Origin of the sequence: Micromonospora sp. CPCC 205561, assembly GCF_036906775.1 — a bacterium.
In the GTDB taxonomy this organism is placed as follows: Bacteria; Actinomycetota; Actinomycetes; order Mycobacteriales; family Micromonosporaceae; genus Micromonospora.
In genome coordinates, this window is sequence record NZ_JBAKHV010000029.1 from 1 (window position 1) to 13,424 (window position 13,424).

General features: G+C 73.6%; 13 protein-coding genes. 1 reads left to right on the top strand and 12 read right to left on the bottom strand.

Features of this window, described 5'->3' with window-relative positions:
• Window positions 1-961: FG-GAP repeat domain-containing protein (locus V6V16_RS16655; RefSeq protein ID WP_334563101.1), on the top strand; the 961-nt coding region annotated here is incomplete at its 5' end.
• A gap of 71 nt (window positions 962-1,032) precedes the next feature.
• Here the strand turns inward: V6V16_RS16655 and V6V16_RS16660 are convergent.
• From V6V16_RS16660 to V6V16_RS16715, 12 genes are all read right to left on the bottom strand, one after another.
• Window positions 1,033-1,197 carry a hypothetical protein gene (locus V6V16_RS16660; protein WP_334563103.1) on the bottom strand — a complete coding sequence of 55 codons (165 nt, stop codon included), beginning with the start codon at window positions 1,195-1,197 and terminating at the stop codon, window positions 1,033-1,035.
• Window positions 1,198-1,300: 103 nt separating this feature from the next.
• Entirely contained in the window at window positions 1,301-1,507 is a 207-nt protein-coding gene (locus V6V16_RS16665) for a helix-turn-helix domain-containing protein (protein ID WP_091094605.1), read from the bottom strand.
• Window positions 1,507-1,986, bottom strand: a complete 480-nt coding sequence (locus V6V16_RS16670; protein WP_334563105.1) for a DUF2975 domain-containing protein — start codon at window positions 1,984-1,986, stop codon at window positions 1,507-1,509. Before V6V16_RS16670 ends, V6V16_RS16665 begins: the two co-directional genes overlap by 1 nt.
• 138 nt (window positions 1,987-2,124) lie before the next feature.
• Window positions 2,125-4,179 carry a glycosyl hydrolase family 28-related protein gene (locus V6V16_RS16675; RefSeq protein WP_334563107.1) on the bottom strand — a complete coding sequence of 685 codons (2,055 nt, stop codon included), beginning with the start codon at window positions 4,177-4,179 and terminating at the stop codon, window positions 2,125-2,127.
• 76 nt (window positions 4,180-4,255) lie between these two features.
• Window positions 4,256-6,640, bottom strand: a complete 2,385-nt coding sequence (locus V6V16_RS16680) for a discoidin domain-containing protein (RefSeq protein WP_334563109.1) — start codon at window positions 6,638-6,640, stop codon at window positions 4,256-4,258.
• A gap of 164 nt (window positions 6,641-6,804) precedes the next feature.
• The gene (locus V6V16_RS16685; protein ID WP_334563111.1) at window positions 6,805-7,815 is read right to left on the bottom strand and encodes an LLM class flavin-dependent oxidoreductase; all 1,011 of its coding nucleotides are present in this window, start codon (window positions 7,813-7,815) and stop codon (window positions 6,805-6,807) included.
• The gene (locus tag V6V16_RS16690) at window positions 7,812-8,138 is read right to left on the bottom strand and encodes a TIGR04076 family protein (RefSeq protein ID WP_334563112.1); all 327 of its coding nucleotides are present in this window, start codon (window positions 8,136-8,138) and stop codon (window positions 7,812-7,814) included. The genes V6V16_RS16685 and V6V16_RS16690 overlap by 4 nt, the downstream gene beginning before the upstream one ends.
• Window positions 8,135-8,512, bottom strand: coding sequence for a nuclear transport factor 2 family protein (locus tag V6V16_RS16695; protein WP_334563115.1), 378 nt, complete (start codon window positions 8,510-8,512; stop codon window positions 8,135-8,137). The genes V6V16_RS16690 and V6V16_RS16695 overlap by 4 nt, the downstream gene beginning before the upstream one ends.
• 60 nt (window positions 8,513-8,572) lie before the next feature.
• Window positions 8,573-10,219 carry a DUF885 domain-containing protein gene (locus V6V16_RS16700; RefSeq protein WP_334563117.1) on the bottom strand — a complete coding sequence of 549 codons (1,647 nt, stop codon included), beginning with the start codon at window positions 10,217-10,219 and terminating at the stop codon, window positions 8,573-8,575.
• Window positions 10,216-11,454, bottom strand: coding sequence for an amidohydrolase family protein (locus V6V16_RS16705; protein ID WP_334563119.1), 1,239 nt, complete (start codon window positions 11,452-11,454; stop codon window positions 10,216-10,218). Before V6V16_RS16705 ends, V6V16_RS16700 begins: the two co-directional genes overlap by 4 nt.
• Before the next feature lie 10 nt (window positions 11,455-11,464).
• On the bottom strand, window positions 11,465-12,448 hold the full coding sequence (locus tag V6V16_RS16710; protein WP_334563121.1) for an ABC transporter ATP-binding protein: 984 nt from the start codon (window positions 12,446-12,448) through the stop codon (window positions 11,465-11,467).
• Window positions 12,445-13,422, bottom strand: coding sequence for an ABC transporter ATP-binding protein (locus V6V16_RS16715; protein ID WP_334563123.1), 978 nt, complete (start codon window positions 13,420-13,422; stop codon window positions 12,445-12,447). The genes V6V16_RS16710 and V6V16_RS16715 overlap by 4 nt, the downstream gene beginning before the upstream one ends.
• Between the last annotated feature and the right edge of the window lie 2 nt (window positions 13,423-13,424).

Below are 13,424 nucleotides of genomic sequence, written 5' to 3' on the forward strand. Positions count from 1 at the left end.
CGGGGGCGGGTATCTGGCGGGCTCGCCGACGGACTTCACCGGCGACGGCCGCGACGACATCGTCACCTTCACCCGAGGCACCCTCAACGACGTCTACGTCGCCACCTCCACCGGCACCACCTTCACCGGAACCAGCACCAAATGGCACGACTACTTCGGCCTCAACAACGAAACCCTACTCACCGGCGACTTCAACGGCGACAACCGCGACGACATCATCACCTTCACCCGAGGCACCCTCAACGACGTCTACGTCGCCACCTCCACCGGCACCACCTTCACCCCCAGCCAAAAATGGCACGACTGGTTCGCCCCACACAACGAAGTCGCCGCCATCGGCGACGTCAACGGCGACAACCGCGACGACATCATCACCTTCACCCACGACACCAACGCCGACGTCTACGTCGCCCTCTCCACCGGATCATCGTTCACCGGCACCGCCATCAAATGGCACGACTACTTCTCCATCCCCGGCGAACACCCCGCCCTCGGCGACGTCAACGGCGACGGCCGCGACGACATCATCACCTTCACCCAAGGCCCCCACACCGCCGCCGACGTCATCATCGCCCTCTCCACCGGCACCAACTTCGGCCCACCCCAAAAATGGCACGACCTCTTCGCCATCGGCACCGAACAACCCCGCATCGGCGACATCAACGGCGACGGCAAAGACGACATCATCACCTTCACCTGCGACACCAACGCCGACGTCTACGCCGCCACCTCCACCGGCACCACCTTCACCGGCACCACCATCAAATGGCACGACCACTTCTGCCTACCCGGCGAATTCCCCTACCTCGCCGACGCCAACGGAGACGGCAAAGACGACATCATCGTCTTCACCAAAGGCACCACCAACGACGTCCACGTAGCACTCTCCACCGGCACCACCTTCCACCCCACCACCAAATGGCACGACTACTTCGGCCTCAACGGCGAAACCACCCTCTGAGCGCCACGGCGGGGAGGTCGGGTTGCCGACCTCCCCGCCGTGGCGGGCGTCCGCGGGTGCCCGGCGTACGGCTACCGGCCGCGCCGGAGGACCCGCACGCCGTAGACGACGGCGCCGAGGACGAGCACGACGCCGAGGAGTTGGAGGCCGGGCGAGTCGTCGGCCTCCCCGTAGACGACGCCCGCGACCCCGATCGCGACGCCGAGGAGGGCGACGACGGCGAGAAGGTACTTCATGAGGTCTCCTTTCGGATTCCGGGCCCGCGGCCGACCCTGTCGGCGCGCGGGCCCGGCGCGTCGGATCTCGTTCGGCACGCGGCGCCGGGTGCGCCGTGCCGGTTCATTCCTCGACCCACTCGAGCAGGTCGCCGGGCTGGCAGTCGAGCACCCGGCACATGGCCTCCAGGGTGCTGAAACGCACCGCCTTGGCGCGGCCGTTCTTCAGCACCGCCACGTTCGCCGGCGTCAGCCCGACCCGCTCGGCGAACTCGCCGACGCTCATCTTGCGTTTCGCCAACTCGACGTCGATGCGGACGACGATGGGCATCAGATCACCGCCTCCATGTCGGTACGCAGCGTCGTCGCCTGCCGCAGCAGCGCGCGCATGACCACCATCAGGAGCCCGAGTGCGGCGACGCCGACCAGCATCAGGAACAGCAGCAGCGGCGTGCCGGGGTCCGACGCGTTGAAACCGACGTAGAGGAACACGCCCAGCAGCACCACCCAGGCGGCGGCGATCGCCCAGACGATCGCGTTCACCCAGCCCAGGGCCGCGTCACTGAAGATGCGGTCGTGCTTGACCAGGGTGAGCAGCTTCCAGGTGGCCACGATCACCACCTGGATGCAGAGCACCCAGAACACCGCCACGGCGGTCATCGGCCATCTGAGGTAGGCGAGGTCGGGGGACTCCTCGGCCATGTGGGCGAACTGCCCGGGCAGCGAGAAGGTCTGGAGCATGACCAGGATCCCGAACAGCAGGACGAGGACGATTCTGAGCGGGGCTACCGCACGATGCTCGGTGAACACCCATCGACTATCGCTCGCAAGCTATCGAAAGTCAATCGGTTCCGGGAATCGCCGTGCCCGCCGTTCGCTCGATGCTCCGGGACGGCCCCGACCGGCCGGCGCCGCGCCGGGCGGGACGACGCCCGCCCGGCACGACGACTACCAGGAGGACGGCGGCGGCGGTGGCACCACCGGCGGGCGGTCGTCGCAGGTGATGGTGTTAGGCAGCAGCCACGGTGCCAGCCAGCCGCCGTCGTTGTCGCCGAGGTCGGTGAGGGCGAACTCCGATCCGGCGGGGGTGAAGTGGAACGATCCGCAGTTGTTGACCCCGACCGCCCCGACGTTGCGGGCGTCGACGTTGCGCAACGAGGCCGAGCCCGCCGAACGGGCGCTCAGCACCGAGGTGCCGGTGCCGTCGACCCGGATGTCGCGGAACCGGACGTTGGTGATCGAGTGGAGGTCCTTCACCGGCCAGTCGCTGACCAGCATGATGGCGTTGTACGTGCTGTCGAGGTAGCTGTCCCCGACCACCTCGATCGTCGCGTCGATGTCCCGGTCGAGCGCGTAGAACCAGATGGCGCCGAGCCCGATCTTCCAGTTCAGCTCGTACGTGCCGGCGCGGGCGGTGGTGTTGCCGGTGACGAGCAGCCGGCCGGTGAACGGCTCCGCGCCGAAGCGGGACCCGATCTGGATCGCGCTGCCCTCCCGTACCGGGTCGGCGACCAGGTTGTTCGACACGGTGAGGTCGGTGCCGCCGTAGAGGGCGATGCCGTTGGCGAGCACCGGCGACTGCACGGTGTTGTGGTCGAACGTGTTGCGGGCGTTGCCCACCTTCTCGGACCACATCGCGAGCCCGTCGTCGCCGCTGTTGCGTACGAAGGTGTGGGCGACCAGCGAGTCGGTCACGCCGGTGTGGAAGTTGAGCCCGTCCGCGATCTGGTCGACGATGATGGTGTTGGTGACCCGCACGTTGGACATCGGCCCGTCGAACCAGATGCCCACCTTGGTGTGGCGCAGGTGCAGGCCGTCGATGCTGGAGTCGCTCATCGCGCCGCCGATCGCGTTGACCTGGTCGGTGTCGATGCGCTCGCGGACGTCGCCCTCGATGGCGAAGCCGGAGAGGTGCACGTTGCGGCTGCCCCCGTCGGCGGCGTCGCGGCCGTAGAAGCCGACGCCGGTGTGCACCGAGCCGTCCGGGGCGGGCGTGGGCAGCGCGACCTCGCGCCCCTTGATGATCGTGTACCAGTTGCCGGCGCCCTCGATCGTCACGTCGTCGACGATGATGTGGCGGTTGACCTGGTAGGTGCCCGGCGGCAGGTAGACCGGCAGGTTCGCCCGCCGGGCGAAGGCGATGGCCCGCTCCAGCGCCGGCGCGGCGTCGCGGCGTCCGGTCGGGTCCGCGCCGAAGGCCAGCACGTTCGCGGCACGCAGCCGCACCCGCGGCGGGCCGACGAGTTCGGAGTCCAGCAGGTCGATCACCGTCCACGCCGCGTTGCTGCCCGCCGGGGCGGTGAGCCGGACCCGGTCGCCCGCCCGGTACGTCCGGCCGAGCAGCAGGCGCTGCTCGTCGTAGAAGTGGCTGGGGCGGAACGGGGTGGAGATCGTCGGGTACGGCGTGGTGGCCGACGGCACGCACGAGCACTCGGTGATCCACCAGTCCGGGTGCAGCAGCCCGGCGCCCGGGTCGTTGGAGAACGGGTACTGGTTGTAGAGCCAGGCGTACTGCGAGGTGAGGGTCATCGTCCGGACCCGCCGGTCGTTGACGGCGACGTCCAGCGGGGCGGTGATGCCGCCGCCGCCCGGCGCGTCGGGGATGCTGTACCGCACGGTGATCGCGTTGGCCGCGCGGGGCAGCGTGAACTCGACGTACCGCCCGGGGGTGAGCCGGACCGCCCGGCGCCCGGAGGCCTCGGCGGGCAGCGTGTAGGCCGAGCGGTCGGGGCCGATGACCTCGCCGTCGGTGGTGGCGTTCTCCGCCTCCTGCTCGACGAAGCCGACGTCGGCGCCCCGCCCGGCCACCAACCGCGGGTCCAGGCCGGCGCGGGTGACGACGGGCGCGGCGCCGGCGGGCGGGGTGGCGGCGGCGGGGCCGGGCGCGCCGGCCAGGACGCCGAGGGCGCTCGCGAGGGCGACGGCCGAGGCGAGCGCCGCCGAGGGCCGCCGGGGCCCGCGCCGCGACGACCACGGTGGCGCCGGGATCCTGCTCCAGGACATGGCTGAACTCTCTTCGTGGGGGACGGATCCGGCCGCGCGGCCGGACTGCGGGCCGGGCGGGGGCCCGGCGACGCCGCTAGGCGGCGTACACCTCGAGCTGGGACAGCTGCGCCGCCGGCCAGCCGGTGTTGCCGGTGACGCGGACCCGCACGTACCGGGCCGGCGTCGCCGCGACGGTCAGCGCGACCCGGTTGCCGGTGGCCGGATCGAAGACCCGGGCGGCCGACGCGACGACGGTGCTCCAGGCGGTGCCGTCGGGGCTCGTCTCGACCGAGAGCGTCTGGGTGCGCCGCTGCCAGGCGGCGGCCGGTGGGAGCCGGAGCACGACCTGTCCCACGGCGACGCTCGCGCCGAGGTCGACCCGGACCCACTGCGGGAAGGCGTCGCCGGCGCTCTCCCAGTAGGTGTCGGGGTTGCCGTCTACGGTGTTGGCGCAGCCGTACGCCTGGACGTGGCTGCTCTCGGTCACCGGCCTGCCCCGGGCGAGGTCGGTGCCGGGCGCGGGGTCGGTGGTCACCGACACCGCGGGGGACGGCGCCGACGACGCGCCGGTCGTGTCCACCGCGACCACCGTGAAGGTGTACGCGGTTGCCGGCGCCAGCCCGCCCACGGTGGCGGAGGTGCCCGCGACGGACGCCACGGTCTGCCCGCCCCGGCGCACCTGGTAGCCCGCCACGCCGTCGGCGTCGGTGGAGGCGGTCCAGGCCAGCGACACGCTGGCCGAGCTCCGGCCGGTGACCGTCAGGCCGCCCGGCGGGGTGGGCGGGGCGGACGATCCGGTCGCCGCGTGGACGCCGACCCGGGCGAGCTGGGCCGCCGGCCAGCCGGTGTTGCCGGTGACCGCCACCCGGACGTGCCGGGCGGTGGTCGGCGGCACGGTCAGGGTGGCGGTGTTGCCCGTGGCCGGGTCGAACCGCACCCCGAGCGGCCCGGTGAGCGGCGTGAAGGACGTGCCGTCGGTGCTGCCCAGCACCGTCAGCGTCTGGGTGCGCGCCGCCCAGCCAGCGGGCAGGGCGAGGACGACGCGGGCCACCGGGTGGTTCGCGCCCAGGTCGACCTGCCACCACTGGGGCAGGCCGGCGCCGGCGGACTCCCAGTAGCTGCCCGCGTCGGCGTCGACGGCGTTGCCGGCGACGAAGGGGCCGTTCTGGCTGCTCGCCGACGCGGGTCGGCCCGCGGCGAGGTCGCCGCCGGGCGCGGGGCCCCCGCCGGCGACCGGCGGCGTCGGCCGTACGGCGGTCAGGGGGAGCTGCCCCTTGAACATCCGGCCGCCGTCGGCGGTGATCCGCAGGTAGTAGTCGGCGGAGCAGGCGGTGCCGTCCTCGTCCAACGCCCGGATGCCGGCCCCGGCCGGCGTGGTCGCCTGCGTCTCGCTGGTCTTGGCGATCTGGTTGCCCTCGTTGAACTCGTCGAACATCGAGACGTAGAGGCCCTGGGCGCCGAGCCGGGTCATGTTGTAGAGGTGCCGCCAGTAGAAGTCGCCGTGGCGGCGGTGCCCGGCCGAGAGGTCGCCCGGCATCACGCAGGGCTGGTAGTCGATGCCGTGCGCGGCGCAGTCGGCCAGGTCGGGGACGTTGACGTTGGTGTGGAACCAGTCGAGTCCGTCCAGGGTGCCGGTGCGGCCGACCATCCACGGCGAGATCATGTGGAACGCGTGGTAGACCTCGGAGAAGCCCGGCCGGGAGTCGTTGACGCCCTGCCGCCAGTACGTCGGCACGCCGCCGATGACGTAGCAGCCCTGGGCCCTGAACCAGTTGACGACGTCGAGGCAGGCCGCGGGCGCGAACGGGCGGCCGTCGTCGTTGAAGCCGAAACCCCAGACGCAGACCACCGGCCGGCCGTTCTGTCGCGCGTACGCCGAGGACGCGGTGTGCGCGGACATCCGGCTGGTCCAGTCCTGCTTGATCTGGGACTGCATCGCCGTCCAGCCGGTGACGTCGTACATGATGTAGAACTTGCGGCCGTGCCGTTCCGCCGCGTCGCGCACCTTGACCGTCATGGCGTCGCGCGTCGGCCCCTCGTCGCCGAACGGGTTGAACCGTTGCAGGGCGGCGGTGTCGCAGCCGTGCTCCCGCATCCAGCGGAAGTGGGTGTCGACGGTCTGCTGGTCGTAGGAGGAGAAGAGCTGCGCCGGCTGGCCGTTGCCCAGCGGCGGGTAGGCGGTGGTGTAGCCGCGGGCGTACTCCCGCATGTCGGGCCAGGAGACGATGGTGGTGTTGGTGGGCGAGGGCGACTGGAACCGGTCGCGGCTCCAGTGCCACCAGCCGCCGATCGGCGCCCCGTCGCCCGGGCAGCTGAACCAGCCCTGGTAGCCCACCGAGATTTTGCCTACGACGTCGCCGGGCGGGCTGGCCGCGAGGGCCGTGCCGCGCAGGGCGGACACCAGGTCGGTCGGGGAGACGGCGGCGAGGGCCGAACCCGCGGCGAGGGATCCGATCAGTTTCCGACGGGACACGGCCATGGCCCTGCTCCTTCCGGTAGGGGGAGCTGTCGATGGCCATGGTGTCAGCAGGCGACTCCACAATGCAAGAGCTGAACCTCAATACGAAAGAACGCGACTGGCGTCGGAAATAACCCCGGTACGGGGTGGGTCGGCGCCCCGTGCCGACCCACCCCGCCGCGGCGTCAGCCCCTGAGCAGCGGCAGCACCCGGCGGCCGAGCAGGTCGACGCCGGTGGCCGGGGTCAGCCCGTGCGGGGTGCCGAACTCCACCCGGGTGGCCCCGGCGTCGAAGACCGCCGCGGCCTGCGCCGCGATGTGCTCCGGGGTGCCGGAGAAGGCGAACAGGTCGAGCAGGTCGCCGCCGATCAGCGCGCCGGCGAGGTCGTGTTCCTGACGGGCGACGTGTTGTTGGATCCGGGCCAGCAGCTCGGGGTCGATGTCGACGTTCGGGTCGAGGGCGGCGACCACGGCGAGGTACATGGCCACCTCCGTGCGGGCGGCGCGGCGGGCCAGGGCACCGTCCTCGTCGACCACGGTGACGGCGCCGAGCACCACGCCGACGTCGCCACCCGGGCGACCGGCGGGGGTGGCGTCGTCGAGCCAGGCCCGCATCGTCTTTGCCATCGCCGGGTTGGCCGACCCGCCGACCTTGATCTCGGAGGCGAACGCGGCGGCGGTCCGGGCCGTCTGCTGGCCCCACGTGCCCACCAGGACCGGCACGTCGGCGCGGACCGGGGCGTAGCGCAGGGCGGTGCCGGGCGCCACGGTGAACTCCCGGCCCTGGAAGCCCCCCTCGTCGCGGGAGAGCAGCAACCGGACCACGTCGACGGTCTCGGTGATCCGCCGCAGCGGCCTGGCCTGCGGCACCCCGATCTGGTCGAGCCAGGTGCCCCGGGCCAGCCCGAGGTAGGCCCGCCCCCGCGACGCCAGGTCCAGTGCGGCGACCTGACCGGCGATCTCCACCGGGTGCATGGTGAACGGGTTGAGGCAGGCCGAGCCGAGCCGGATCCGCCGGGTGTGCCGCGCGGCCACCAGCAGCGGGAAGAACGGCGGCTGGTACATCAGGTCGCCGAAGACGGACAGCACGTCGAAGCCGTGCCCCTCGACGAGCTCGGCCAGCGCGGCGTACTCGTCGGCGCTCTTGTCGGACTGGAGTCCGATGCCGACCAGTCGGCGTCCGTCGTCGGTGCTCACGTCAGTTCTCCAGTCGGGATCTGGCGCCGGCCGGTCCGCTCGATGCGCAGGATGACCCGCTCGTCCGGGTCGGGGCAGGCCACGTGGCAGTCCCGGGCCAGCCAGTCCTCCGGCGGCAGCGGGCGCTGCTTGGCCGGCAGCAGCGGCAGGCACGCGGCGAGGGCGTAGAGGCAGAAGTGCCGGCCGGCGGGGATGCTGAGCCGGTTCGACTCGGTCAGATCGAAGTGGTCGCCCGGCTGTAGCCCGCAGACGGAGCGACCCTCGATCCGCTCCACCACGACCCGCAGGTCGTACAGGTCGGTGACCGGTTCCTCGGCGCTCATCGCAGGGCCTCCGCGTGGTGGTGCACGATCCGCCAGTCCCGCCCGTCGCGGCGCAGCACGTCGGTCACCCGGAAGCAGTCGTCCGGCCGTCCGGTCGCGTACCGGGCCCGCAGGACGTAGCGGACCAGCCCGGTGTCGTCCCACGACTCGGCCCGGAACCCCTCCGGGGCGACGGAGGTCGGTGCCTCGGCGGGGCCGCGGGCCGCCGCCCGGCGGTCCCGCAGGTCGTCCAGGGCGGGCAGGCCGGAGAGCAGCTCGGGCGAGTCGGACTCCCAGATCGTCAGGTCGGGGTGCAGGCGGGCGTCGAACGCCGCCCGGTCGCCCAACGAGCGGTACATGTCGGTGATGGCGGCGGTCAGGTCGTCAACGGTCATCGGGGCTCGCTTCCGGGCGGGGGCGGACGGGGGTGGCGGTGCGTCGGGGGCGGCGGCGGGTCAGGGGAGTTCGGCGAGGCGGGCGCGCAGCGGGTCGAGCCCCATCGGCCCGAGCCGCAGGGCCCGGTGATGGAACCGCCTGCGGTCGAACGCGGCGCCCTCACGGCGCTCGGCGTCCCGGCGGGCCTGCTGCCAGAGCCGTGCCCCGACCTTGAAGGCCAGCGCCTGCGCCGGCCAGCCGAGGTACCGGTCGACCTCGAACCGCGCGGTCGCCGCGTCCAGGCCGGCGACGCGGATCAGGAAGTCCACGGCCAGCTCGGGGGTCCAGCGCCGCGCGTCGGTGAAGCCGTTCCCGGCCGGGATCGGCACGTCCAGGTGCAGGCCGAGGTCGATGACCACCCGGGCGGCGCGCCACATCTGCCCGTCGAGCATCCCGAGCCGCTCCGCGGGGCCGGCGTAGAGGCCCAGCTCGTCGGCGAGGCGCTCGGCGTAGTGCGCCCACCCCTCCGCGTAGCCGTGCACCTGGCACAGCGAACGCTGCCACGGGTGCAGGTCGGCGGTGGTCAGGGTGATCGCGTGTTGGAGGTGGTGCCCGGGCAGCCCCTCGTGGCAGAGCGTCCCGACGTGCCGCCACACCGGCACCGTCGACTCGCCCGGGGGCGTCGACCACCAGATCCCGCCCGGGCGGGTCAACCCGGCGTCGGGCGGGGTGTAGTACATGACGCCGGCGGCGGCGGGGCTGAGCCGGCACACCACCTGCCGGGTGGCGGCCGGGATGTCGAAGTGCGGGCCGTCCAGGGCGTCGGTGAGCCGCTCGGTGCGCCGGCGCAGCCACGCCTCCAGCTCGGGCCCGACCGGCACCCGGCCGGCGGGGTCGGCGTCCAGCGCGGCCCGCGCCCGCGCCACGTCCGGGTGGCCCAGCTCGGTGGCGACCGCGCGCTGCTCGGCGGCGGTGCGGGCCAGCTCCTCCCAGCCGTACGCGTACAGCTCGTCCAGGTCGACGGTGGCGCCGAGGAAGCTGCGCGCGGTGACGGCGTACAGGTCGCGGCCGACGCCGTCGACGTCGGTGGCCCGGGGTGCCAGCTCGGTGCGCAGGAACGCGGCGAAGTCCGCGGTGGCGGCGGCGGCCGAGCGCGCCCCTGCGGCCAGCTCCGCGGCCAGCGGCCCGTCCGGGCCGCCGGCCACCAGCCGGCCGTAGAAGTCGTCCGAGGTGACCCAGGCGGTGCACTGCCCGGCGACCGCCAGCACCTGCCGGCGCGCGACGAGGTGTCCCCGCTGTGCCGACCAGCGCAGCGTGTCGGCGTACTGGCCGAGGGCCGCGGGCACCCGGCGCAGGTGCGCGGCGACGACCGCCCAGTCCCGCTCGGTGGCGCGGGGCAGGTTGTCGAAGACCTGCCGCACCAGGTGCACCGGCGTGGCCAGCGGGGCGAGCAGCCGGGTGGTGAAGCCCGCGTCGTACAGGTCCACCTCGCTGGCCAGCCGGTCGAGCAGCGCGCCGGCCAGGGCCCGCTGCGCCGTGCCGTCGGCGGCGGCGCCGGCCGCGGCCGTGGCGGTGCCGCGGGCCAGCTCCGCGCGGGCGGCGAAGCCGTCGGGGGAGAGGTCCGCGAAGTGCGAGCCGGGGGTACGACCGGCCGCCTCGGCGGCCTCCGGGTCCAGCTCGGCGAGCGCGTCGAGGTACCGGTCGGCGACCTCGGTGATCGTCGTCATCGGGCGACCCCGAGGCGGCCCAGGTCGTCGCGGTAGCAGACGCCGCCCTTGAGCACGGTGTGCAGGGTGCGCAGCGCCGAGACCGAGCGGGTGGGGTCGTCGCGCAGGACCAGCAGGTCGGCGTGCTTGCCCGCCTCGACGCTGCCGAGCGTGTCGGCCCGGCCCAGCCACTGCGCGGGGCGGATGGTGGCGGACTTCAGCGCGTCGGCGACGGGCATCCCGGCGTCCACCATGAACTCCAGCTCACGCACCGTCGCGGTCGTCTCGTCGTAGCCGGCGTGCGGCGGCATGTCGCTGCCCAGCGCGATCGGCACCCCGTTGCGGATGGCGTGCTGGAGGCTCTCCCAGTGCCGGGGCCCGGCGGCCAGGGCCCGGTCCATCAGCCAGCCCGGTACGCCGGAGTCGCGGAAGAACTGCTCGCAGCGGCTGACCACGATGGTCGGGACGTACCAGACGCCCCGGTCGGCCATGAGCCGGGTGACCTCGTCGGTCAGCTCGTAGCCGTGCTCCACGCAGTCCAGCCCGAGTTCCACGGCGCGGCGCACCGAGTCGGCCGGGCCGGCGTGCGCGGTGACCTTGCGCCCCCAGTCGTGCGCGACCCGGATCACCGCCGCCAGCTCGTCGTCGAGCAGCTGGGGGGTGTCGATCGACTCGAACTCGCCGGCGATGCCGCCGGAGATGCACACCTTGATCAGGTCGGCGCCGGCCCGGATCTGCTGCCGGGTGAGGCGGCGGAACCCGTCCGCCCCGTCGGCCTCCAGGGCGTCGGCCTCCCAGCCGTGTCCGCCGGTGCAGCAGAGGGCGTGCCCGGCGGTGAAGATGCGCGGGCCGTCCACCGCGCCGCGTTCGATGCCCTTGCGCAGGGCGAAGTCGGCGTACCGGCTCTCGCCGACGAGGCGGGCGGTGGTGACGCCGGAGTGCAGGGTGCGGCGCGCCGAGTCGGCCATCAGCAGCACCAGCTCGGCGAGGTTCGAGCGGTGCACCTCGTCGCCGAAGTGGCCGGGCAGGCCGAGCGAGAGGTGCACGTGCATGTTGGTCAGGCCGGGCATGACGTGGTCGCCGTGCAGGTCGACCACCCGGGCGTCGCCGGCCTCGGCGAGGACGTCGTCGACCGGCCCGACGGCGCGGATCGTGCCGTCGGCGCCGATCCAGATGCCGCTGTCGCGTTGGACGTCGTCCCGTACGCCGTCGTAGAGCGCGAGGTTGACCAGGACCTGTTCGGTGGGGATGTGCATGCGGTGTCCTCTACGCGGCGGGCACGGTGGTCGGCGCCACCGTGGGGTCGTTGAGCCAGCAGGCGGCGCTGCGTCCGCCGAGCTCCAGCGTGGGCGGGTGCTCGCCGCACGGCGCGAAGGCGTGCGCGCAGCGCGGCCGGAACCGGCACCCGGTCGGCGCGTGTGCCGGGTCGGGCACCTCCCCGGCGAGCGTCCTGGGCAGTTGCGGGTGCGGGCCGATCTGCGGCACCGCGTCGATCAGCGCCCGGCTGTACGGGTGCCGGGGCGAGCGCCACAGCTCCCGGGTGGGCGCTGTCTCGACGATCCGGCCCAGGTACATCACCGCCGTGACGTCGGCGATCTCGTGCACCAGCGACAGGTCGTGCGAGATGAAGAGCATGCCCATCTCCAGGTCCCGGACCAGCCCGACGAGCAGGTTGACCACCTGTGCCTGGGACGAGGCGTCCAGCGCGGTGACCGGCTCGTCCGCGATGATCATGCGGGGTTCCGGGGCGAGCGCCCGCGCGATCGCGAGCCGCTGCCGCTGGCCGCCGGAGAACTGGTGCGGGTAGCGCTCCGCCGCCTCGGCCGGCATGCCGACCCGGTCCAGCAGCTCGGCGACCCGCGCCCGGCGGGCGGCCCCGGTCACCGTCTCCGGCACCCCGTCGAGGAGCTGGGCGCCGATGGTGCGCCGGGGGTTCAACGACGCGTACGGATTCTGGAAGACCATCTGGAGCCCGACCTGTGGCACCGGGCGGCGCCGCCAGCCCAGCGGGGTGACCGGGCGGCCGGCGAACCGGATCGTCCCGGCGCTCGGGGCGGCCAGCCCGACCGCCACCCGGGCCAGCGACGACTTGCCGCAGCCGGACTCGCCGACCAGGCCGACGATCTGGCCGGGCGCCACCTGCAGGCTCACCCCGGCCACGGCCCGGACGGGGCCCCGGCCGCGGGCCCGGTACTCCACCTCGACGTCGCTGATGTCGAGCAGGCTGCCCGACGCGGCCGCTTCGGTCATGCCGCCACCTCCAGGTGCGGACGGACCACGCAGGCCACCGAGCGGTCTGCGCCGGCGGGGGCGAGCGGGGGAGGCGCGGTGCCGCAGGACGGCTGGGCGTACCCGCACCGGGGTTGGAACGGACAGCCGGGCGGCGCCTGGCCCGGCGCCGGCGGCCCGCCCGGGATGGGGCGCAGCGTGCCGACGGACTGGGTGCCGTGCGGACGGGCGCCGAGCAGCGCGGCCGTGTACGGGTGCCGCGGCGCGGTGAGCAGCGCCCCGGTGGGGCCGGTCTCCACCACCCGCCCGGCGTAGAAGACGTAGCCGCGGGTGGTGAGTGCGCTGAGCACCCCGAGGTCGTGGGTGATGAAGGCGACGGCCAGCCCGGTCTCGGCGCGCAGCTGGTCCAGCAGCGCGAGGATGCCGGCCTGCACCGTCACGTCGAGCGCGGTGGTCGGCTCGTCGGCGATCAGCAGCCGGGGCCGGGCGGCGAGGGCTATCGCGATGGCCGCCCGCTGCCGCATGCCGCCGGAGAACTGGTGCGGGTACGCCCGCACCGCCCGCCGCGGGTCGGGGATGCGGACCTGTTCGAGCAGTTCCACCGCCCGCCGGTCGGCCGCCCGCCGGTCCAGGCCCAGGTGGACCTGCATGTGTTCGGTGAGCTGCCGGCCGATCGTGAGCATCGGGTGCAGCGCCGCGGTGGGGTCCTGGAAGACCATCGCGATCCCGGCGCCGCGCACCTTCTGCCAGCGTTTGCCGTCCAGGCCGAGCAGCTCGGTGCCGGCGAACCGGGCCGACCCGGTGACCTTGGCGCCGGCGGGCAGCAGCCCGAGCAGGGTCTGCGCGGTGAGGCTCTTGCCGCAGCCGCTCTCCCCGGCGATGCCGACCATCTCGCCCTCGCCGACGGTGAACGACACGTCGTGCAGGATCGGCAGCGGCCCCGTGGGGCCGGGCAGGGTGACGGCCAGGGAGTCGACCTCGAGCAGCGGGTTCATTC

Coding starts and splice junctions, on each gene's coding strand:
- V6V16_RS16660 (WP_334563103.1), bottom strand. CDS start 1,197: ATGAAGTACCTTCTCGCCGTCGTCGCCCTCCTCGGCGTCGCGATCGGG.
- V6V16_RS16665 (WP_091094605.1), bottom strand. CDS start 1,507: ATGCCCATCGTCGTCCGCATCGACGTCGAGTTGGCGAAACGCAAGATG.
- V6V16_RS16675 (WP_334563107.1), bottom strand. CDS start 4,179: ATGTCCTGGAGCAGGATCCCGGCGCCACCGTGGTCGTCGCGGCGCGGG.
- V6V16_RS16680 (WP_334563109.1), bottom strand. CDS start 6,640: ATGGCCGTGTCCCGTCGGAAACTGATCGGATCCCTCGCCGCGGGTTCG.
- V6V16_RS16690 (WP_334563112.1), bottom strand. CDS start 8,138: ATGAGCGCCGAGGAACCGGTCACCGACCTGTACGACCTGCGGGTCGTG.
- V6V16_RS16695 (WP_334563115.1), bottom strand. CDS start 8,512: ATGACCGTTGACGACCTGACCGCCGCCATCACCGACATGTACCGCTCG.
- V6V16_RS16700 (WP_334563117.1), bottom strand. CDS start 10,219: ATGACGACGATCACCGAGGTCGCCGACCGGTACCTCGACGCGCTCGCC.
- V6V16_RS16705 (WP_334563119.1), bottom strand. CDS start 11,454: ATGCACATCCCCACCGAACAGGTCCTGGTCAACCTCGCGCTCTACGAC.
- V6V16_RS16710 (WP_334563121.1), bottom strand. CDS start 12,448: ATGACCGAAGCGGCCGCGTCGGGCAGCCTGCTCGACATCAGCGACGTC.
- V6V16_RS16715 (WP_334563123.1), bottom strand. CDS start 13,422: ATGAACCCGCTGCTCGAGGTCGACTCCCTGGCCGTCACCCTGCCCGGC.